Origin of the sequence: Acidovorax radicis, from assembly GCF_020510705.1 — a bacterium.
Taxonomy (GTDB): Bacteria; Pseudomonadota; Gammaproteobacteria; order Burkholderiales; family Burkholderiaceae_C; genus Acidovorax; species Acidovorax radicis_A.
Window position 1 is genome coordinate 1,342,479 of record NZ_CP075184.1, and the last position, 21,693, is coordinate 1,364,171.

Sequence of the window (21,693 nt, forward strand, 5' to 3'; positions counted from 1 at the left end):
AGGATGGCCGCCGTTTGTCTCGCCCGTTACAACACACGCTTCCCAGGAGCCTTTTGCCATGAGCCTTGCCGTCCAGATCCGCCAGCACGGTGGTCCCGAAGAACTCCACATCGTCGACGTCACCGTGGGCGAACCCGGCCCCGGCGAGATCCGCATTCGCCACCACGCCGTCGGGCTCAATTTCATCGACGTGTACCACCGCACGGGCCTGTACCCGCTCCACATGCCCGCCACCATCGGCATGGAAGGCGCGGGGGTGATCGAAGCCGTGGGCGAGGGCGTCACGCACCTGAAGGTGGGCGACCGCGCCGCCTATGCCAGCAACCCGCCCGGCGCCTATTGCGAAGTGCGCGTGATGCCCGCCAAGTGCGTGTGCAAGCTGCCCGACGCGATCAGCTTCGAGACCGGTGCGGCCATGATGCTCAAGGGCCTGACGGCGCAGTACCTGCTCAAGAAAACCCTGCCCGTGGAAGGCCTGCAACCTGGCGACCATGTGCTGTTCCACGCCGCTGCGGGTGGTGTGGGGCTGATCGCCTGCCAATGGGCGAAGGTGCTGGGCCTGCAGCTCATCGGCACGGCAGGGTCCGATGCCAAGTGCCAACTAGCGCTGGCCAACGGCGCGGCGCACGCCATCAACTACAGCACCGAGGACTTCGCGGCGCGCGTGAAGGAGATCACCGGCGGCAAGGGCGTGAAGGTGGTCTATGACTCCGTGGGCAAGGACACCTGGGATCAATCGCTGGACTGCCTGCGCCCCTTTGGCTTGATGGCCAGCTTCGGCAACGCGTCGGGCCCGGTGGCGCCGTTTGCACCGGGCTCGCTGGGCGCCAAGGGCTCGATCTACGTCACGCGCCAGACGCTGTTCACCCACATTGCCACGCGCGAAAGCACGCAGGCCATGGCCGATGAGTTGTTTGCCGTGGTGGCCAGTGGCCAGGTGAAGATTCACATTGAGCAGCGGTTTGCCCTGGCCGACGTGCAAGCGGCGCACCGCGCGCTGGAAGCACGCAAGACCACCGGCTGCACCATCCTCACGCTGTGAACGCGGTGGTACGCAGCCCCTCGCTCGCGCAGTGGCTGGCGGGCGCACGGCAACTGGCACACCAGCCACCGCGCCAGCCACGCCAACCGCTGGTGGTGGCGGGGCAGGTGGTGGGCACTGTGGCAGAGGGATTTTTAAGCCAAATTGGCCTTCAGCGCTTATTGGATAAGCGCTACAAGCTATCAAATAGTGAGCATGCAGGTGATGCAGCGTGGTGCCTGGAGGGGCTTGCCGAAGCCAGCCCCGGCGCTATCACAGACGCCCTCAACACCCTCGCAGAGGCCTTGCGTGACCAGGGGTTGTGTGGCCCCTGGCGCAACGAGCAGTTGGCGGTGACCAACCCGCGCGGTGAGGTGGTGGGCACGGTGGAGCGCGGCGCTGTGCGCGTGCTGGGCATTGCCTCTCGCGCCGTGCACCTGGTGGGCCTGACACCCGACGGGCGCATGTGGGTGCAAAAACGGTCGATGACCAAACCCAACAACCCCGGCCAGTGGGACACGCTGATGGGCGGCATGGTGTCGGCGGCCGATTCATTGCCGCAGGCGCTGGCCCGCGAGACCTGGGAGGAGGCCGGGCTGCACGTGAACACACTGGCCGATGTGGTGCATGGCGGCCATGTGCTGTTCAGCCGCCCCAGCAGCGAGGGCGGCGGCGCGGGCTATATGGTCGAGCGCATCGACTGGTTTCGTGCCCAGGTGCCGGAGGGTGCCGAGCCCCGGAACCAGGATGGGGAGGTCGACGAGTTTGCCCTGCGATCCACCGAAGTCGTGCGCGAACACCTGGTGCAAGAGCGTTTCACGCTGGAAGCTGGCCTGGTGATTGCGGCGCATTGGGGTCTGTGAGGACCGCGCCCAGCCTGTCCGTGCCGGTTTTCTTCACGCAGCCCAGGCCTTCCAGCGTGGCCTGCACCGCCTCGTCCAGCGGTGTGTGGGGTTCCTGGCCCAGCAGCGCGCTCAGTCGGTGGCCCGGCATGCGCACGGGGTATTGCCAAAGGTAGCGCATTTCGCGCAGCTCACGCAGCGTGGCGACCACCGGCGATGCCAGTGCCACGAGCCACCAGGGAAAGGCCTTCACCTGGGGCGCTGCGCCCCCGCTGTGCACCACCACGCGCCCAATGGCGCTGGCCATCTCGGTGCCATCAGCATCCCAGTGGCCGGCCATGTGAAAGGACGCAAAGGCCGGCAGCGTGGAGCGGCGCTCCAGCAGCTGAGCAATGGTGCATGCGACATCCGGCAGGTACGCCCACTGGTGCCCCGCGCCAGGTGCGCCGGGCGTGTGGACCACCGCCACGGGGCGCCCGGGCTTGACGAGGCCTTGGGCGAACCAGCTGTTGCCCGCTGTCGGCCCGAAGAAGTCTCCCGCCCGCACGATGATCACGCGGCAGCTGCCCTGCAGCGGGTGGGCCACGGTGGCCTGTTGCAGCCGGCGCTCCAGCTCCACCCGCACGGCGCCCTTGCGCGTGTGGGGGTGCTGGGGCGAGTCTTCGTGCAGCAGGGGGAAGGCATCGGGCCCGTAGTTGTAGACGGTGCTCGGCAGCACCACCGTGGCGCCGTTCGCCTGGGCCGCAGCGATCGTGTTGTCCACCATGGGCAGCACCAGTTCGCTCCAGCGGCGGTAGCCCGGTGGGTTGACGGCGTGGACGATCACGTCGCAGCCACGGGCCGCCGCCAGCACGTCCGCGCGGTGCATGGCGTCGCCACGGATCCAGGTGATGCCATCGGGGTGCGCCGGTGTGGCCTGCGGGCCGCTGCGGCGCATGGCCCGCACGTCCCAGCCTCTGTCGCGCAGCTGGCGCGCCACCTCGCCGCCGATGCCGCCGGTGGCGCCGAGGACCAGAACCTTGTTGCCATTTGCCATGCCAGAACTCCAGAAGAAGATGAGAACCGGCAGTGTGGGCGTTGTGGAGTCAAAATGAAATTGTCGAAATAAGTGCAGTGGCTATACATTTATGTATGAGTCAACGCGATAACGACGGCGAAAACGACGACGAAAACAAAGGCATCAAAGACATCCAAGGCATTGGGTGGGAGCTTTATCGCACCTACCTGGCCGTGCTGCGTGAGGGCTCGCTGTCTGGTGCCGCACGGGCATTGGGCGTCACGCAGCCCACGGTGGGGCGCCATATCGCCGCGCTGGAGGCTGCGCTGGAGCTGGTGCTCTTCACCCGGTCGCCGCAAGGCCTGTTGCCCACCGAGGCCGCGCTCGCACTGCAGTCATACGCCGAGGCCATGGGCCATACCGCTGCGGCCCTGGTGCGCGCTGCCGGCGCCCAGGGCGACGGCGTGCGTGGCACGGTGCGTCAGCGCCAGCGAGATCGTGGGGGTGGAGGTGCTGCCCCCGATCCTGGCCCGGCTGCAGGCCGATCACCCCGCGCTGACGGTCGAGCTGGTGCTCAGCAACCGCGTGCACGATCTTTTGCAGCGCGAGGCAGACATCGCCATCCGCATGACCGAACCCCGGCAGGACGCGCTGATGGCACGCCGCGTGGGCGCGGTGGCGCTGGGGCTGTATGCCCACCCGCAATACCTGCAGCGCCACGGAACGCCCCAGGCGTTGGCCGACCTGGCGCAGCACCGGCTCATCGGCTTTGACGAGGAAACCCCGTTCCTGCGCGCGGCCCGAAAGTCCTTTCCGGCCTGGCAGCGCGAGGGGTTTGCCGTGCGCAGCGACAGCGACGTGGCGCAGCTGGCCTTCATGCGCGCGGGCGGCGGCATCGGCGTGTGCCAGACCGGGCTGGCGCTGCGCGCCCCGGCCCTGGTGCACCTGCTGCCTGCGCAGTTCGTGTGGGGCCTGGAGACCTGGGTCGTCATGCACGAAGACCTGCGCCACAGCCCGCGCTGCCGCGTCACTTTCGATGCGCTGGTGGCGGGGCTGCAGCAGTATCTGGCCGATGGGGCGGGCGTGGGGGGCTGAGTCGGCAAGCGCCGCACTGCGCCGCCGGGTCGCTTTTCGATTTATCGACTCGTCGCCTTCTCGTCCACACGTTGTGTTGGCTGAGCACTATAAATTTGATAGCTATCTGCGCTTGATCATCAAGCGGTAGCGCCCGTTATTGCTTTAAACCGCCCGCCTGTCTACTCACCGTAGCCGTTGCGCCGCCACCTCGCGTACCAGGTCCCATGCGGCCTGCGCCACGGGGGCCAGCGCACGGTTGCGCCGGTGCACCAGCACGATGTCGCGGTCCACGCGGGGCACCAGCGGGCGCACCACCAGCCGCGCCAGGCCCTCGGGTGGCAGGGCCAGCGTGGGGATGACCGAGATGCCCAGCCCCGCGTCGAGCATGCGGAAGATGGTGGTGGGGTGGCCCACCTCCTGGGCCACCGTATGCGGCACGGCGTGGTCGGCCAGCGCGCGGTCAATTAGTCGGCGGCTGCCCGAGGCGTGGTCCAGCAGCACCAGCGATTCACCAGCCAGATCGGCCCAGCGCACGTGGCGTTTGCGGGCCAGCCGGTGGCTGGGTGGGCAGGCCAGGCAAAAGGGCTCGGTCAGGATGGTTTCGCACTCCAGCGCCTCGCGCTCGCCAGGGTCGATCACGACCCCAAAGTCCACCTCGCCCGACAGCACGCTGGCCAGCACCGCGCTCTGAATGCGGTCTAGCAGCACCAGCTCCAGCCCCGGCAACGTCTGCAGGCACTGCGCAATGCAGTCCGGCATGAGGTTGGCCGACAAGGTGGGGCTGCTGGCCACCCGCACGCGCCCACGCCGCTCGGTGGCCATGCCACGCACGTCCAGCAACGTGTTGTCCAGCTCTTCGAGCACACGCGGCAAGCGGGCGGCCAGGCGCTGGCCTGCATCGGTCAGCGTGACTTCGCGCGTGGTGCGGTTGAGCAGCTTCAAGCCCAGTTGCGATTCCAGTTCGTTGATGCTGCGGCTCACGGCGGGCTGTGTCAGGCCCACGGCGTCGCCTGTGCGGCTGAAGTTGTGGGTGGCCGCCACCGACTGGAATACATGCAGTTGGCGCAAGGTGATATTCATGCGCTCGAATCATAAAACCATCACAACAATCCATTTCATTTTTGAATGGGGCTGCGGCTTAATCGGGCGCTTTATGGCCTTTGTGGTGCTTCTTTCATGACCCGTTCCCGTTTTCTTCCCGACAATTTCACGCTCGCGCTGCTGGGCACCGTGACGCTGGCCAGCGTGTTGCCTGCCTCGGGCGCCATGGCTTCCGTGCTGGACGGAGTGACCGTGGCGGCCATTGCATTGCTGTTTTTCCTGCATGGGGCCAAGCTCTCGCGCGACGCCGTCAAGGCCGGGCTTTCGCACTGGCGGCTGCACTTGCTGGTGGTGGGCGCCACGTTCGTGCTGTTTCCGCTGCTGGGCTGGGCGCTGCGGCCGGTGCTGCTGCCGCTGGTCACGCCGCAGTTGTACACCGGGGTGTTGTACCTGTGTGTGTTGCCGGCCACCGTGCAGTCGGCCATCGCTTTCACGGCCATGGCGCGCGGCAACATGCCCGCGGCCATCTGCAGTGCGTCTGCGTCCACGCTGCTGGGCATCGTGATCACTCCCCTGTTGGTGGGCCTGCTGCTGCCCGAGGCCCAGGCCCAGCATTCGCAGCAGGACACGCTGCACAGCATCGGGCGCATCACGCTGCAATTGCTGGTGCCTTTTGTGGCCGGGCACCTGCTGCGCCCCTGGATCGGCGGGTTTGTGCAGCGGCGCGCGCCCGTTCTGCGGCTGGTGGATCAGGGCTCGATCTTGCTGGTGGTGTTCACGGCGTTCAGCGCGGCCGTGGTGGAGGGCCTGTGGCGCCAGTTGCCGTTGCCTGCGCTGGCGGGGCTGGTGGCCGTGTGCGCTGTGTTGCTGGCGTTGGCGCTGGTGACCACCACCTGGATGGCGCGCCGCCTGGGGTTTTCAAAAGAAGACGAGATCACCATCGTGTTCTGCGGCTCCAAGAAAAGCCTGGCCAGTGGCGTTCCCATGGCCAAGGTGCTGTTTGCAGCCAGCGCGGTGGGTGCCGTCCTGTTGCCCATCATGGTGTTTCACCAGATGCAGTTGATGGTGTGTGCGGTGCTCGCGCAGCGTTACGCGCGCCGCTCCTGAGCTGTGGGCCGGCGGCGTGGGTGGGTGGGAAATTTGCTATTGTTTAAATAGCTTCTGGCGCTTATTCCATAAGCGCTAGAAGCCAAAAAAGCTCAAAACCCTGCCCTGGCAGGTGAGAACCCGCCGGGGCCTCTTCGTCAGGGCCGCTCGCTCATCGCGCGCAGGCGGGTGGGGGCCAATGCGCCGGCCGATTCGAGAATGGGGTAGGCGACCGAACACAGCAGCGAGTTGATGCGCTTGAGTTCGCTGATGAGGTCGATGTGCAGCGAGCTGGTCTCGATGCTCTGCACCGTGTTGTCAGACAGCCGCGCCAGGTGGGTGGCCGAGTAGGCGTGTTCCAGGTCGCGAAAGCGCATTTTTTCTTCGAGCAGCTTTTGCGCATCGCGCACATTGCCGTTGAGGAAGACACCCATCGCCAGGCGCAGGTTGTCGATCAGGCGCGCGTGCAGCTCGTTGATTTCTTCGATGCCGGCCTCGGAGAACTGGCGGTTCTTGCGGATCTTCTTGTCTTCGATGTCCAGCAGCACGCGCTCGATGATGTCGCCGATCTGCTCCATGTTGATCGTGAAGCCGATGATGTCCGCCCACCGCCGGCCCTCTGCCTCATCGAGCTCGGCCCGCGAGATTTTGGTCATGTAGTACTTGATGGCCGAATACAGGTGGTCCACCGTATCGTCCAGGCGGCGCAGGTCTTGCGAGAGCTTGAGGTCGTCGTTGCGCAACACGGTGTGCATGCCCTGCAGCATGGTCTCCACCACGTCGGCCTGGTGCAAGGCCTCGCGCGCCGCGCAGGTGATGGCCAGCGACGGCGTGGCCAGGGCTGACGGGTCGAGGTGGTGGGGGCGCGTGTCGGTGCCCGACACGGCCGCCTCAGGCGGCAGGATGCGCTCCACCAGTCGCGCCACCGGGCCTGTCAGCCCGATGCACAGCACCACGCGCACGGTGTTGAACGCCAGGTGGTACAGCACCACCAGCGTCGCATCGTTGGCCACATAGGGCCCGGCGTAACGCAGCCACAGGCCAATGAACGGGGCCATGATGGCCACCCCGGCCATCTTGAAGATCAGGCTGCCCAGCGGCACCTGGCGGGCGGCCACGTTCGAGCGCAGCGTGGTCATCACCGCCAGCAGGCCACTGCCCAGGTTGGCGCCCAGCACCAGGCCCAGGCCCACCTCCACCGGGATGCCGCCCGAGCCCACCATCGTGGCGGTGAGCAGCACGGTGGCCAGGCTCGAGTACGACACCACCGAGAGCGCGGCGCCCATGGTGATCTCCAGCATGCGGTCACTGGTGAGCGACGCCAGCAGCGTGCGCACGGCGGGCGACTGGGTCAGCACCGTGGTGGCTTCGGTGATCAGGCGCAGGGCCAGCAGCATCAGCCCCAGCCCGATGAACACCCGCCCCATGCGCCCCAGGGTGGTGTCGGGGCGCGCGATGAACATCACCACGCCCACAAAGATGAACAGCGGCGACAGCCAGGACAGGTCCAGCGAAAACAGCACCGTCATCACGCTGGTGCCCAGGTCGGCGCCCAGCATGACCGCCAGCGCAGCGGGCAGCGCCATCAGCCCTTGCCCCACAAACGACGAAACAATCAGCGCGGTGGCGGTGCTCGACTGCACCAGCGCCGTCACGCCCACCCCTGACATGACCGCCGCTGCGGGCGTGCGCACGCTGCGCGCAATCATCTGGCGCAGTTTGGTGCCAAAGACCCGCAAGATGCCGGTGCGCACCAGTTGAGTGCCCCACACCAGCAGGGCTACCGCGGCCAAAAGATTCAGGAGATGCTTCATGAAAGTGGATGAATCCTTCTAATTTTTTGAGTGATAGAAACAAAAGCAGCGCTCGAACCACGCGCCACGCGCTGCAACATGCGTACCCGTGCGCGGTGGAGCAGGGCGCTCATTTTTGTGCCCGGAGGCGGGTGGCAGGGGTGTCTGCGGGGCCGGCTTCGCGGCCTCTGGGTGCAGCAGATGCCCGCACGCAATGCGCACATCTGTTGTTGTCACAAAACTGACTTATAAGCATACCCCCGATTCCGGTGCCCCGTGCAGATGCCCATGTGGGGGCGATCCGGTGGTCGGGAAGCCGTGGCGGCCCTGACAGCCGTGCCGGTGCATGGCTGGGTGTGTGGGCGCTTAAGGGGGCGAGAGATGGTTCTGCTGCCGTGCCCGCACCGCCTGGCGGCTGAATACGGAGCGACGGGGTTGGACAGCTTTCAAGCGGGATAGTTCCCCCGACGCGTTTTGAGAGCCTGTTCAAAGACTTTGAAGAGGTTTTCAGGCCCCCAAGCCAACGGCCCGCGCGCGGCGGGCCGTTGGCTTGGGCGTTGGCGCCGCACTCATGCGGCGCCAGCGTGCGGGTTCAGATCACCGCTCGCGGCGCACCCGCAGCAGTTCATCCAGGATGAGGCATGCAGCGCCTATCGTGATGGCCGAGTCCGCGAGATTGAACGACGGAAAATACCAGCCCGCATAGTGGAACTGCAGAAAATCCACCACATAACCGTGCATGAGCCGGTCCACCACGTTGCCCACGGCCCCGCCCAAAATGCTCGACAGCGCAAAACTGAACAGCTTCTGGCCAGGGTGAGCGCGCAGTTGCCACACGATGAAGACCGTGGCCGCCGCACCGATGCCGGTGAACAGCCAGCGCTGCCAACCGCCCGCGTCCGACAGGAACGAAAACGCTGCCCCGGTGTTGTGGGCCCGCACGATGTTGAAGAAGCTGGTGATGAACGTGGAGTCGCCCAACCGGTAGTTGCCCAGGATCAGCGTCTTGGTCGCCTGGTCCGCCAACAGAATCACCACCGCCCAGGCCAGCCAGGGCCACATGCTTGCACCGGAACGCCCGGCCTGCGACGTGCGGGCCATCAGGCGTGCGCCCGGCTCTCGCCGTCGCCGTACAGGTTGCTGGTGCAGCGACCGCAGATGGTGGGGTGGGCGGCATCCTGGCCCACGTCACTGCGGTAGTGCCAGCAGCGCTCACATTTGGTATCAGAACTGGGCTTGACGCTTATCTGTAAAGCGCTGCCAGCTACTAATTCAATAGCGGATGTGATGAAGATGAACTTCAGGTCATCGCCCAGGCTGGCCAGCAGTGCGTAGTCCTCGGGGGCCGCTGTGAGGGTGACAGCGGCCTGCAGCGACGAGCCGACCTGACCGGCGGCGCGCAGGACTTCGATCTCCTTGTTCACGGCATCACGGATCTCGCGCAGGCGCGCCCACTTGGCCAGCAGGCCTTCGTCGGCACCGGCGATGGAGCCATAGGTCTCCAGGAAGATGGAGTCGGAGTTGCCGAACACCTTCCAGGCCTCTTCGGCCGTGAAGGAGAGGAAGGGCGCCATCCAGCGCAGCATTCCATGGGTGATCTGGAACAGCACGGTCTGCGCGCTGCGGCGGGCCAGGCTCTTTTCCGCCGTGGTGTAGAGGCGGTCTTTCAGCACGTCGAGGTAGAAACCGCCCAGGTCTTCCGAGCAGTACAGCTGCAGCTTGGCCACCACGGGGTGGAATTCGTACACCTTGTAGTGCGCCAGCATCTCGGCCTGGAACTCGGCCGCGCGCGTGAGCGCGTAGCGGTCGATCTCGAGCATCTGGTCGAACGGCACGGCGTCCTTGGCCGGGTCGAAGTCGCTCACGTTGGCCAGCAAAAAGCGCAGGGTGTTGCGGATGCGGCGGTAGGCGTCCACCACGCGCGCCAGGATCTTCTCGTCGCCCGCGATGTCGCCCGAGTAGTCGCTGGCGGCCACCCACAGGCGGATGATCTCGGCGCCCAGCTTCTTGTTGATCTCTTGCGGGTCGATGCCGTTGCCCAGCGACTTGCTCATCTTGCGGCCCTGGCTGTCCACGGTGAAGCCGTGGGTCAGCAGGCCACGATAGGGCGCGCGGCCTTCCAGCGCCGAGGCCAGCAGCAGCGAGCTGTGGAACCAGCCGCGGTGCTGGTCATGGCCTTCGAGGTACAGGTCGGCCTCGGGGCCGGTGTCGTGGTGCACCTCGGGGTGCGTGCCGCGCAGCACATGGCTGAAGGTGGAGCCGGAGTCGAACCACACTTCGAGGATGTCGGTGCTCTTGGTGTAGTGCGGTGCGTCTTCGGCGCCCAGGATTTCTTCGGTCGTCACGCGGCTCCAGGCCTCGATGCCGCCCTTTTCGACGATGTCGGCCGCCTGGTCCATGATTTCCATGGTGCGCGGGTGCAGTTCGCCCGAATCCTTGTGCAAAAAGAACGGGATGGGCACGCCCCAGCTGCGCTGGCGCGAGATGCACCAGTCGGGCCGTCCGGCGATCATGTCGTGCAGACGGGCCTTGCCGTTCTCGGGGTAGAAGCTGGTGTGTTCGATGGCGTCGAGCGCAATCTGGCGCAGCGTCTTGGCGGGTTTCATGCCTGCTTTAGTGAACACGCCTTCGCCCTCGTCCATGCGGATGAACCACTGGGCGGCAGCGCGGTAGATCACCGGCGTCTTGTGGCGCCAGCAGTGCGGGTAGCTGTGCGTGATGTCCTTGGTGGTCATCAGGCGGCCCGCGTTACGCAGGGCTTCGATGATGACGGGCACGGCCTTCCAGATGTGCTGGCCGCCAAACAGCGGAAAGTCGGCTGCGTAGGTGCCGTTGCCTTGCACGGGGTTCAGGATGTCGTCCAGCGCCATGCCATGGGACACGCAGGAGTTGAAATCCTCCAGCCCGTAGGCGGGCGAGGAGTGCACGATACCCGTGCCGTCGTCGGCCGTGGCGTAGTCGGCCAGGTAGACGGGCGACAGGCGGCGGTAGCCCTGGGTGCCGTCTTCGCTCTTCACGTCGTACAGCGGGTGTTCAAACTCCAGACCGCCCAGATTCTTGCCCAGCGTGGTCGCCAGCACGGTGCCGGTGAGGCCGTAGCGCTCCAGGCACGAGGCCACCAGGGGCTCGGCCACGAGCAGGATGCGCTCGCCCGCATCGACCAGCGCGTAGCTGATCTCGGGGTTCAGGTTGAGGGCCTGGTTGGCAGGGATGGTCCAGGCGGTGGTGGTCCAGATGACGACGAAGGCGTCTTTGGAGAGCGATGGCAATCCGAACGCTGCAGCCAGCTTGGCCGCGTCATGCGACTTGAAGGCCACATCCAGCGTGGTGCTCTTCTTGTCCTGGTATTCGATCTCGAACTCGGCCAGCGAGGAGCCGCAGTCAAAACACCAGTACACGGGCTTGAGGCCCCGGTACACAAAACCGCGCTCCATCACGCGCTTGAAGGCGCGGATTTCGCCCGCCTCGTTGGCGGGGTTCATGGTCTTGTAGGGGTTGTCCCATTCGCCCAGCACGCCCAGGCGCTTGAAGTCCACCATCTGCTGCGCGATCTGCTCGGTGGCAAACGCGCGGCTCTTGGCCTGCATGTCGTCGCGGCTCAGGTTGCGGCCGTGTTTCTTTTCGATGGCGTTCTCGATCGGCAGGCCGTGGCAGTCCCAGCCCGGCACGTACAGCGCGTCAAAGCCCTCGAGCTGGCGCGCCTTGGTGATCATGTCCTTCAAGATCTTGTTGACCGCGTGGCCCATGTGGATCTGGCCGTTGGCGTAGGGCGGGCCGTCGTGCAGGATGAACTTGGGCGCGCCGTGGCGGGCATCGCGCAGGCGTTTGTACAGGCCTTTGTCTTCCCAGTCCTTGACCCAGCCTGGCTCACGCTTGGGCAGATCACCACGCATCGGGAAGGGGGTGTCAGGCAGGTTCAGGGTGCTGCGGTAATCCGGGGCGGTGGACGCTGCGGAAGAGGTACTGGCGTTGTCGTCGGACATGAGGGAGCCTTAAAAACAGGGCATTCCGGGGCGGGCCCGGAGCAAGAACAGGATGGGAGCGCGAAAGATGACGGGCCCGCCAAGCGGGCGCTGCGAGAAGCAGCCCCCCTCAAATTCGGTCGCGGGTGGTCTGGCGCCGGGTCTCGGTGTGATTGGGTGCCTGGGCCGAGGCAAAGTAGGCACGCGCGTCGGTGCAGTCTTTGGCGATGCCTGCCGTCAGGGCATCCAGACCGTCGTATTTCAGCTCATCGTGCAGTTTGTGCAGTAGTTCCACGCGCACGATTTTACCGTACGCCCCCTCGGACCCGAGGGCGGCAGGCCATTGCAGGCAATGGGTTTCCAGCAGAACCCGGCCGCCGTTCACGTCGCCAGGGTCCAGCGAAGGACGCACACCGAGGTTGGCCACGCCGGGAAGGGGCGCTTCGGCCAGGCCGTGCACCAGCACGGCAAAGATGCCGCTGGCGGCGGGTTTCCAGTGCGCAAAACGCAGGTTGAGGGTCCGAAACCCATCACCCATGCCGGCGTTGGTGGCGCCCAGCTCCCGCCCCAGCTTTCGCCCGTGCACCACATGGCCGCTGATGGTGTAGGGCCGCCCGAGCAGGCGCGCTGCCGCTTGCATGTCACCGGCCCCGAGCGCCTGGCGCACGGCAGAGCTGGAAACGCGCAACCCGTGCACCTCGTAACTGTTCATGCGGGCCACGTCGAAACCCTGCTTTTTGCCCGCAGCGTCGAGCATGGCGTAGTCGCCCGTGCGTTGGCGGCCAAACCGGAAGTCATCACCCACCAACACATACCGAACCCCCAGGCCCTGCACCAGCACCCGGTCGATAAATTCGTGGGGCGACTGTGCGGCCAGGCTGGCGTCGAAGGGCAACACCACCGTTTGTTGCACCCCGCAGCGCTCCAGCTCGGTGAGTTTGTCGCGCAGCGTGCCGATGCGGGCCGGCGCCAGCTCGGGCTTGTGGAGTGCCCGGGCAAAGTAGTCGCGTGGATGGGGTTCAAACGTGAGCACGCAACTCTCCACGCCCCGGTGCGCCGCCTCGTTGTTCACCAGGGCCAACATGGCCTGGTGGCCCCGGTGCACCCCGTCGAAATTTCCGATGGTCAACGCGCAGGCGCGGGCAATGCCGGGATGGTGGAATCCACGAAAGATCTTCATCGGATTGTTATCTTTTTGATAGCAGCATGCGCATATGCATCAAGCGCAAGACGCCAATTTGTCATGAAACCGGAGTATATTGTGACCCATGGGTGATCTGCGCGAAGTCGCCCTGAGACATCTGCGTTCCGAATCCTTGTGTACTTTATGTTCCAGGAGGCGTGTTTTGAAGGTCTTGAAGCTGTCAGCCCAAGGGCTACCCCAATCGTGGATCACGCTCGAGCAAGCGGTGATCCACTACGCGGCGGGCGAAGTGCGTTGGGAATCCGGCGCGCAGATCGCACGGTTCCGGGGCGGCCACAACGCCATCACGGGCGAACAATCGGTGATTGCCATCAACAGCATCATCGGCACCAAGGGTGTGCCCAGCATCAACCCGTTTGAGCTCAAACCCAGCCTGACCAACAGCAAGCTTTTTGCGCGTGACCGCAATGTGTGCGCCTACTGCGGCGGGCATTTTCACGAAGAAGACCTGACGCGTGAGCACATCGTGCCTTTTGCGCGCAATGGGCAGAACCACTGGATGAATGTGGTCACCGCCTGCCGCCCCTGCAACCACCGCAAGGGCCCCCGCACGCCCGAGCAGGCCCACATGCCGCTGCTCTACGCCCCCTACGTGCCCAGCCTGTGGGAAGACTTCATCCTGCGCAACCGCCGCATCCTGGCCGATCAGATGGAGTTCTTGATGGCGCACGTGCCCAAGTCGTCGCGGCTTCTGGCGTGACCCGTTGGTGATCTTTCACGTGGCGGTGAGATCGTCAAAAGAATAGCCGTGGTTGCCAGCGGGGCAACACGGAAAATCAACGGTCCGGCAGGAACGCATCCTGCCGATACCCCACCGGGGGCGCTATCGATCACGGCATGCGCGAAGCGTTGCCTTGGTAGTAAGCGAGTAATCAGGCCCGCTTGTGAGCGGTCACTACAAACCCGTGCACGGGCTGGTGGTTTTCATGGCGCAGCACGGTTTCTTGCACGTCGACCGTGTCAAAACCGGCGGCCTTGCACAGTGCTTCGACATGGCTGCGTTTGTGCGCATAGCGCCCCGCCGGCAACAACACCAGGTTGGCCCCTGATTCATCGGCGATCTCGCAAGAGAAAATCAGTATGCCATCGGGTGCCAGGACGCGGAACGCATCGGACACGGCCTGGGTCAAGTCACCCGCATATATGAACACATCCAGCGCCGCGATGACCTGATAAAGACCGTCGGGTGTCTCGCGCAATGCGTCATGCAGGTTCACCGTGTGGAACCGGTCATACACGTTGTGGCGAGCCGCCTGCTCAATCATCTTCATCGACAGATCGACACCGATGAGGGCACCATCGAGACGGCCCAGGCACACCCCGAGCAGACCGGTGCCACATCCGAGGTCGAGCACGTTGATTTTCTTGTCGGGATGGCGGGCGATGATTTTTTCAGCCACCTGTTTGGGCAATTGGTACTTCAGGCTGCGCACCATGTGAACGTCGTAGAACTCCGCCATGCCATCAAACAGGGGGAGCATCAAGGCTGCGGGCTGTTGTGCTGGTGTTTCACCCTGCGTGAGCTGGGCGTAGTACTGGTACACCGCATCGCCAGGCGCGAGGTTCAGCAGCGCTGCCGCGTCTTCGCGTGCTTGTGCAGGTTTGCCGGCGGTGATGCAGGCTTGAACGCGGCCGACCAGCGACTGGGCATCTTCGGGATGCTGTTCGAGCAATGCATCCCACAGCGCCATGGACTCCTCGTGATGGCCCTGTTCGCTCAGGTCCCGCGCAAGCAACCGCCGCAGCGCGACGTCGCCCGGGACCAGCTCCAGACCTCGGCGCAGGTGGCGCACGGCCATCTCTGTATGGCCCGCACGGTGTGCGATGTCGATGACGCCCGCTAGCACCTGCAGGTTCTTGGGTTCCAGCGCGGCTACTTTTTCCGCGGTTTCCACGGCTTCCTTGAATTGGTTCTGGCGCGCCAGAAGCAACGCGAGCTCCAACAGGCCGGGGCCCCACGCTGGAGCCAGTGCAACCGACTTGCGCAGGGCTTCAAACGCACCTTTTACATTGCCAGCCTTTTCTGCAAGCAGGCCACCCAGCATGTATACGCGGGCATCCTGCGGCCATAGGGCAATGGCTTTGTTGAGCGTCAGTGCGGCATTCTTGAGGTCGCCTTTGGCGATCTGTTCACGGGCCTTGGTCAGGTGCTTGAGGTTGGGGTCGGTCGCTGTGGCGCTCATGGATGCTGGATGGTTGCAATGGGACCGCTGCGCGGTCTGCTGGGCTCGGCGAGCCAGATGCGGTAAAGATAGAGTTGGAGATTATCCAGGATTCGCAGATACCCCCTCGGAGCCATCCCTCGCGCATTTTTTGATGTCCATTTTTCGAGCGAAGGGGCCGTGTGAAATCCGCATATTGCGGGCTGGAAAGAGCACAAAAGGCTTCATTCCCCGTCAGCGCCAAGATCATCCTGCTGCGCAGTGGCAAGTGGCAAGTGGCAAGTGGCAATCGGCTGGTGCCTATGGGCCTATAAGCCGCTGGGGGTGCTTACGCGTTGGGGTGCCAGGGTCAATGTGAAGCGGGCACCATGGTCGCGCTGGGATTGCACGGTGATATCTCCTCCGTGAAGCCGCGCCACCCGGCGACTGACCCACAGCCCCAGTCCAAACCCTTTGCTTTGATCGGTGCGGTCACCGCGTTCAAACCGCTGAAAAATTCGGCTCATGACCTCCAGCGACATCCCGGAGCCTTCGTCTGCGACGGATATTTCCAGCATTCCCGCATCGTTCTTGTGTGCCGCAATGAATATCTCGCCTGCTGCCGCGTATTTCACGGCGTTGTCCACCAAGTTGGACAGCGCAATGCGCACCAGTGCCTGGTCGCAGATCCACTCGGCGGGAGCGGCCTCGGTGAACAGGCGTAGCTGGTGGCGGGGGGACCAATGCACCAGTTGTGCCGCATGTTCCAGCAGTGCCGCCACACCGGTGGGGGCGGCATACAGCCTGAACCCCGCAGAATCGAGGCGTTCACTGATGAGGCAGCTGTCTACCAGTGACGTCAGCCGGCGGCATGCACGGCGGATTTGTTTCGCCCGGTCGGTCTGCGCCTGCAGATCTGAAGACGGGAAGCTCTGCTGTTCTGCGGCGGCACTGTCCACGACCGCTAGGGGGGTGCGGAATTCATGGCTGATCATGTGGAAGAACTGCTGTTGCTCTTGACGCAGTTCCCGCTCGCTGTCCAATGCCTGTTTCAGCAAATGCTGGGCGTTGGAGAGTTCTCGCGTGCGTTGCTCGATCCTTTCTTCCAAAACCTGTTCTGAATGAGCCAAGCGCTCTATGGCGTGATCGTTTGAAATTTTGGCTTGGCGGTAGCGTTGCACCATACCGACAAAGACGGCACAGGCAATCATGCCAGTGAAGACCAAGGCCTGGAATTGCCACAGATTCGTGATGTCGATGTTCCAGCGGGTGATTCCCATCATGAAAGCGGTGGTCGGTATGCCGCCCAGCAAGTGAACAACATAAGCGGCCAGCAGTAGTGCACTTTGAGCAACACGCTGGCGCCGTTGCAATGCGACGAGGCAGAACACCACGGCGAATACGTCAGCGACCACCAGCGACGCGAGGTTGACCCAAGCGACTGACGCGTAAAAGCCCAATGGCACGCTCAATGTGCCCAAAAGATTGACAACCACCAACCCAAACAGAATGCGGTCTGCACACCAATAGCGTGTGTTGCGCGTCAATTGCTCGCGTATCTGCCAGGCAATCGTGGCGGCAAGGACAAATGCGCCTATGCCGACGGAATGGCTCGCCCACACCGTCCAGGATTCCGGGGCCCACAGGTTCGTGTATCCACGCACATTAAAAACGTGCAGCAGGCTCACCGTGCCCAGCAGTGCCAGGGCGTAGATGTCGTGGGTGCGGAAGATCACTGCGGCAGCCCAGGTGACCAAGAGCAGGGTCATCATTGCGCCAAAGTAAAGCCCCATCACCCTTTCGTTGGATGCCAGATGCGCCGCCAGCGCTTGTGTGCTCGAAAACACGCTGGCCTGAAACTGCATGGCACTTGTCGTTTCGATGCGAATCAGAGTAGCTTTTCCTGGCTCCAGACGAAACAGGTGTTGCCGGATGGACATCTTTTCACTGGTGGGAACGTAGTCGCCGCTGCGTTGCGCCGTCCAGGCGTTGGCGGTTGCATCACGCTGGTAGAGCGTGACGGAGTCCAGGTAGGTCGGTTGTCCCACCAGCCAGAGCGGGTCGCTCGGGTGCATTGCTGCCGGCGCGGTGAAGGTTAGCCACACCACATGTTGGAGGTAGCCCGCATTCAAGGCTGAATCCATGGATTCCCACTTCGGGACGGTTCGCCGTCCCGAAAGAACATCGTCAGGTGTCAAATTTCCGCTGTGGTCGTCCAGTCTCTGTGTGGAGATATCGCGTCCCAACATGAGCGCGCGCTCTGCCGACCCTGCTGCGTTCGATGGGGCGTGCGTCATGAGCGCGACGAGCGACACGCAAATCAAGAACAGGTATTTCAGGTGTTGGCCTGCGCGCATTGTTTGCAATGTTGTGAGTAATTGTGAGCGTTTGAGCATGGCTGGCTGGTCGATGAACACAGAGAATAGTCCGTATCTGGATGTTTCATCTGTTCCTTGCGCCACCCCCATTTCATGCCCCCTGAATTCATCATTGCCGTGGTCGAAGACGACGCAGACATTCGCGAAAACGTTTGCAGATATCTCGAGTGTTCCGGCTTTGGGGCATGGGGTGTGGAGTCGGCTGAGAATTTTTATGTTCGGTTGCTGAAGGATCGTGCGGATCTGGTGGTCGTCGATATTGGTCTGCCCGGTGAAGATGGGCTCAGTCTCGTGGCCCGCCTTGCCGCCCAGGCAGTCCCCACGGTGCTGATGACTGCAAGAGCAGATGTGGGCAGTCGAATCGCAGGGCTGGATGCTGGAGCGCTTCAATATTTCGTCAAGCCCGTGGATATGCAGGAGTTGACGGCAGGCATCCGCTCACAACTGCGCCGTATGGCGCCGCGTACAGCGCACGGGGATGCCGTTGCCCCCTGGCGCCTGGACCAGGCGGCGTCCCGGCTTGTCGCGCCCAATCAACGGGTTGTCGATCTGACCAGCCGTGAACTGGAACTGCTGGGCTGCCTCATGGTGATGCCGGGTGCGCTGCTCACCAAGCAGGCGCTCACGGAGGCCATGGGCGCTGACGAGGCGGAGGGCGGCTTTCATCGCATCGAGTCCCAACTGACCAGGTTGCGTCGCAAGACGCTGGAAACCACGGGCACCGCATTGCCGGTGCGTGCCGTGTTTGGGAAGGGGCTTGTGTTCGTTGCTTGAACTGAAACCTGCATGAGTGCCCATCGGTGCCGCGATGTTGTGCGATCTGTTGAACCAACACCCCTCTAAATGCTGACTCAGCGACCGAGTGGTCGCGAGTCGGGGCGGTGTTTTGTCGTGTGAACTGTATGGGGCTGCAACCGCGAGGTTGTCGGCCGTGAATCTACCAAGAGGGGAACGTGTTGAAAACAATCAATGTATGGAGGGGGCTGCAGGGCTTGGCCCGGCGGTGCCAACGCGGCGTATGGGCGATTGCAGCCGGGGGGGCTCTTCTGGGGACTCCAGTGGTGCATGCAGGTTTTGCCAACGGGGGGTTTGAAGATAACAACACGATGCCTCCCACTGGTTGGACGCACCGCACCTACACCCGCAGCGCGGTGTTGCCTGCCTCTCCGCCCCTGCCAGACCCCACCACCGGCATCACGCTGGGTCAGTTGGGACTGAGCGGTGCAGCCGTGGGGAATGGCGCCAGTGCCATCGTCACGATGCCTGTTTTCAACGTTCCAGCCACCAATCCGGGCACGCTGACGGCCCCTCGGTGGGGCAATAACGCACTCAAACTCAATGATCAAGGTGCCAAATTGGCATCGTCTATTGAACAGGTTGCTACCATGACCGTGGCGGAAGTGGATCCTGTGGACAACAAAGTTCACGTCCGCTTTGGTATGGCGCCGGTACTGGTGGACGGTGGACATGGTCCAACGGAGCAGCCTTACTTCTATGTTGAGGTGCGCAACCTCACCAAGAACAAGGTGATGTTCTACACCTACAACTACGCCAACCAGTCCGGCGTGCCTTGGCAGACCGCAGGCAGCTACCGCTATACCGATTGGCAGGGGTTTGATATCGCCCCTGGCAATGGCCAGTTGGATGTGGGTGATCAGGTCATGCTCATCATCTATGCCTCCAATTGCTCGCCGGGTGCCGCTGCTCATGAGGCGCGCGTGTATATGGATGCCGTGGGGGCTTTTATGCCAGGTCTTGCAATCACGTCCACTGGGCCATCGACGACCAAGCCAGCCGATCAGGTGACCTACACCTACAGCTATGCCAACAACAGCGGCGTGATTGCCCTGGGTTCCAAGGTGCGGGTGGCCGCTCCGAAGACGGAAGACGGCTTGTTTACAACCTTTGTTCCGGGCTCCTGGCCGGCTTCGTGCACTGGTCCGCACACTGGGGTCGCCCCGCGCTCAGACTACCTGGAGTGCGAGGTGGGTAGCAGCGGTTTGCTCAATGACGGCCAGAGTGGTAGCTTTAACGTGACGTTCACCGTACCTGCCGGTGCAGCCACATCGGGCTCCAATGCAGTTGTTAACAACGGGGACTACGATGTGCGTTCCGACACGGCCAGCCCGTTTATCGGCCCGCTGGTCAAGACGGCCATCGTGCCCGCAGCCACTCCGACCACAGACCTGGGTGTGACCGTAACGAACGGCGGCTCGTCTTCTTATGCACCAGCCGATACCCCGGTCTACACGGTGACGGTGACCAACCACAGCAGCTCGGGTGTCACGGGCGCCAGCGTCAGTCAGACGCTGACCGGTGTGACCGGTGGCAACTGGACTTGCGCCGTGCCTGCGGGCAGCACGGCAAGTTGTGGCGCCACCAGCAGTGGCGCTGGCCCCATCGCTACTAACACGGCCGATGTGCCCCCCGGTCAGAGCCTGGTCTACACCTATACGGGCGGCACGCTCACTGGCGCGGGTACCCCTGCCAATACGGTACTGACGGTGACTCCTCCAGCCGGTACGCAGGACACCCAGTCAGCGAATAACACCGCCGGCATGAACACATCCGTGGGCACGCTGCGTAACGTGACTGCTAACTCCACGGGAGCCGGTACGGGTCACATCCTGGCGGTGCCCAGCGGCTTGGCCTGCGGTAACGCGGGTGCCGCGTGTGGCGCTGCGGGTACCACTCAGCCGGTGGCGCAGGGCGATGAGGTGCGCCTGACGCCCGTGGCCCATGCTGGCTCGCTCTTCAAGAGCTGGACTGGTTGCACGTCTCTCAGCGGCAATACGTGCGTGATCACGGTCGGAGCCACGGACGTGACGGCCACGGCTGAATTCGCTCGCGCCTACATCGTCACGCCCACGCTGTTGCCCGGCGGCACGATGACATCGTCTACGCCACGTCAGGTGGAAGACGGTACCTCGACGGTCTTCAGCATCACCCCCAACGCGGGCAAGACGACTTATGTTCTGCCCCCAGCTTCTGGTACGGCCTGTACGGGTGTGCTGGATACGAGCGTTTCTCCCAACACCTACACCGTCAATCCGGTCAGCGCCAATTGTGGTTTCACGGTAGCGTTCACTTTTGAAGAGACTTCTTCGGTGGTTGGCGGCAATGGCACTATCAGCCCGCTGGGCGTGACGGGGCCACTGGTTCCTGGTGCCAACAATACCGTCTATACCCTCACGCCCAGCGCTGGCTACTCGGCCGTGGTGGGGGGTACCTGCAAGGGTACCCAGGACATTGCGGCCAACACGTATACGGTAGCCAACGCGACCACAGACTGCACGGTGATTGCCTCGTTCACTAACGACCCGGTGACGGTGACATCGTCCGTCACGGGCGGCAACGGCAGCGTGGACACCACAGGAACCATCAACCTGGCACGTGGCGGATCGCGCACCTACAACTTCTCGCCAACGGCGGGCTTCTATCCCCTGGTGACCGGCAACTGCCCGGGCACGCTGGTGGGCAATGTCTACACCGTGTCCCCGGTGAACGCCAACTGCGCTTTCAGCGTGTCGTTCACCAATCAGACCGTGAACATCAGCTCTTCAGTGACCAGCGGCACCGGCACCATCACTCCCAGTGGGTCCACGACTGTGGCACAGGGTGGCGGTCAGACCTTTACCGCAACACCTGGCGGAGGCAATGAGTCCGTGTTTGGCGGTACCTGCACCGGTTTGCGCACTGGTAACCAGTTCACCGCCAGCAACGCGCTGGCGGACTGCTCCGTTCAGGTGAAGTTCATCGCTGCAGCCAATGCCATCACGGTGACTGCGACGGTGCCGGGCGGCAATGGCACGGTGACCACCCCCGGCCAGAACGGCGCTGGAGAAACCGTATTGGCGATAGGTGACACGCGCGTCTGGACACTCACGCCTGCCACGGCTGGCATGGTTCCCAGTGTGGTGGCAGGGTCCACTTGCACGGGCACGCTGAGCGCCACGGCACCCTACACCTACACGATGACCAATGCGACGGCTGCATGTGCCGTGGCTTTTGCCTTTGCTGGCGCGGGGGGGCAAGTGGCTTCCATCCCCACTTTGAGTGAGTGGGGTCTCATCATCCTCTCTGCTTTGATCGGGCTGGGCATGATCGGCATGCGCCGTCGTCAGATGATTTGAGATGTGCTGAAAAGCCAA

At 63.7% G+C, this 21,693-nt stretch carries 14 protein-coding genes and 1 pseudogene; 7 read left to right on the plus strand and 8 right to left on the minus strand.

The window, feature by feature from the left end; all coding sequences use genetic code 11:
• Positions 1–58 precede the first annotated feature (58 nt).
• Entirely contained in the window at positions 59–1,042 is a 984-nt protein-coding gene (locus KI609_RS06160; protein ID WP_226448166.1) for a quinone oxidoreductase family protein, read from the plus strand.
• Complete coding sequence (locus KI609_RS06165) at positions 1,039–1,884, plus strand: NUDIX hydrolase (protein WP_226448168.1); 846 nt, start codon at positions 1,039–1,041, stop codon at positions 1,882–1,884. The genes KI609_RS06160 and KI609_RS06165 overlap by 4 nt, the downstream gene beginning before the upstream one ends.
• On the opposite strand, the gene KI609_RS06170 is transcribed toward KI609_RS06165, so the two are convergent.
• Complete coding sequence (locus KI609_RS06170; RefSeq protein WP_226448170.1) at positions 1,838–2,899, minus strand: NAD(P)H-binding protein; 1,062 nt, start codon at positions 2,897–2,899, stop codon at positions 1,838–1,840. The two genes, KI609_RS06165 and KI609_RS06170, sit on opposite strands and share 47 nt — an antisense overlap.
• A 143-nt stretch (positions 2,900–3,042) precedes the next feature.
• Between KI609_RS06170 and KI609_RS06175 the strand changes: the two are divergent.
• A pseudogene (locus KI609_RS06175) lies at positions 3,043–3,955 on the plus strand (LysR family transcriptional regulator).
• A 165-nt stretch (positions 3,956–4,120) separates the two neighbouring features.
• Here the strand turns inward: KI609_RS06175 and KI609_RS06180 are convergent.
• Positions 4,121–5,017 carry a LysR family transcriptional regulator gene (locus KI609_RS06180; protein ID WP_226448182.1) on the minus strand — a complete coding sequence of 299 codons (897 nt, stop codon included), beginning with the start codon at positions 5,015–5,017 and terminating at the stop codon, positions 4,121–4,123.
• Positions 5,018–5,113: 96 nt separating this feature from the next.
• Between KI609_RS06180 and KI609_RS06185 the strand changes: the two genes are divergently transcribed.
• Positions 5,114–6,085, plus strand: a complete 972-nt coding sequence (locus tag KI609_RS06185) for a bile acid:sodium symporter family protein (RefSeq protein WP_226448184.1) — start codon at positions 5,114–5,116, stop codon at positions 6,083–6,085.
• Between the two features lie 137 nt (positions 6,086–6,222).
• Here KI609_RS06185 and KI609_RS06190 read toward each other — a convergent pair whose 3' ends face one another.
• From KI609_RS06190 to KI609_RS06205, 4 genes are all read right to left on the minus strand, one after another.
• A complete protein-coding gene (locus KI609_RS06190) occupies positions 6,223–7,878 on the minus strand; it encodes a Na/Pi cotransporter family protein (protein ID WP_226448187.1) in 1,656 nt (551 codons plus the stop codon).
• Between the two features lie 576 nt (positions 7,879–8,454).
• Positions 8,455–8,958, minus strand: a complete 504-nt coding sequence (gene lspA / locus KI609_RS06195; RefSeq protein WP_226448189.1) for a signal peptidase II — start codon at positions 8,956–8,958, stop codon at positions 8,455–8,457.
• On the minus strand, positions 8,958–11,840 hold the full coding sequence (ileS, locus tag KI609_RS06200) for an isoleucine--tRNA ligase (RefSeq protein WP_226448191.1): 2,883 nt from the start codon (positions 11,838–11,840) through the stop codon (positions 8,958–8,960). Before ileS ends, lspA begins: the two co-directional genes overlap by 1 nt.
• A 109-nt stretch (positions 11,841–11,949) precedes the next feature.
• Positions 11,950–12,999 (minus strand): bifunctional riboflavin kinase/FAD synthetase, encoded by a 1,050-nt coding sequence (locus tag KI609_RS06205; protein WP_226448193.1) that lies wholly within the window; start codon positions 12,997–12,999, stop codon positions 11,950–11,952.
• A 166-nt stretch (positions 13,000–13,165) separates the two neighbouring features.
• Here KI609_RS06205 and KI609_RS06210 point away from each other — a divergent pair, with 166 nt between their 5' ends.
• Positions 13,166–13,723, plus strand: coding sequence for an HNH endonuclease (locus tag KI609_RS06210; protein ID WP_226448196.1), 558 nt, complete (start codon positions 13,166–13,168; stop codon positions 13,721–13,723).
• A 172-nt stretch (positions 13,724–13,895) separates the two neighbouring features.
• On the opposite strand, the gene KI609_RS06215 is transcribed toward KI609_RS06210, so the two are convergent.
• Together KI609_RS06215 and KI609_RS06220 are read right to left on the minus strand one after the other, a co-directional pair.
• Positions 13,896–15,206 (minus strand): tetratricopeptide repeat protein, encoded by a 1,311-nt coding sequence (locus tag KI609_RS06215; RefSeq protein ID WP_226448198.1) that lies wholly within the window; start codon positions 15,204–15,206, stop codon positions 13,896–13,898.
• A gap of 287 nt (positions 15,207–15,493) precedes the next feature.
• Positions 15,494–17,581: an ATP-binding protein gene (locus KI609_RS06220; RefSeq protein WP_226448200.1), complete on the minus strand. Its 2,088-nt coding sequence runs from the start codon at positions 17,579–17,581 to the stop codon at positions 15,494–15,496.
• Between the two features lie 54 nt (positions 17,582–17,635).
• Here KI609_RS06220 and KI609_RS06225 point away from each other — a divergent pair, with 54 nt between their 5' ends.
• Positions 17,636–18,316, plus strand: coding sequence for a response regulator transcription factor (locus KI609_RS06225; protein ID WP_226448202.1), 681 nt, complete (start codon positions 17,636–17,638; stop codon positions 18,314–18,316).
• A gap of 332 nt (positions 18,317–18,648) precedes the next feature.
• On the plus strand, positions 18,649–21,675 hold the full coding sequence (locus KI609_RS06230; protein WP_226448204.1) for an IPTL-CTERM sorting domain-containing protein: 3,027 nt from the start codon (positions 18,649–18,651) through the stop codon (positions 21,673–21,675).
• Positions 21,676–21,693: the final 18 nt, after the last annotated feature.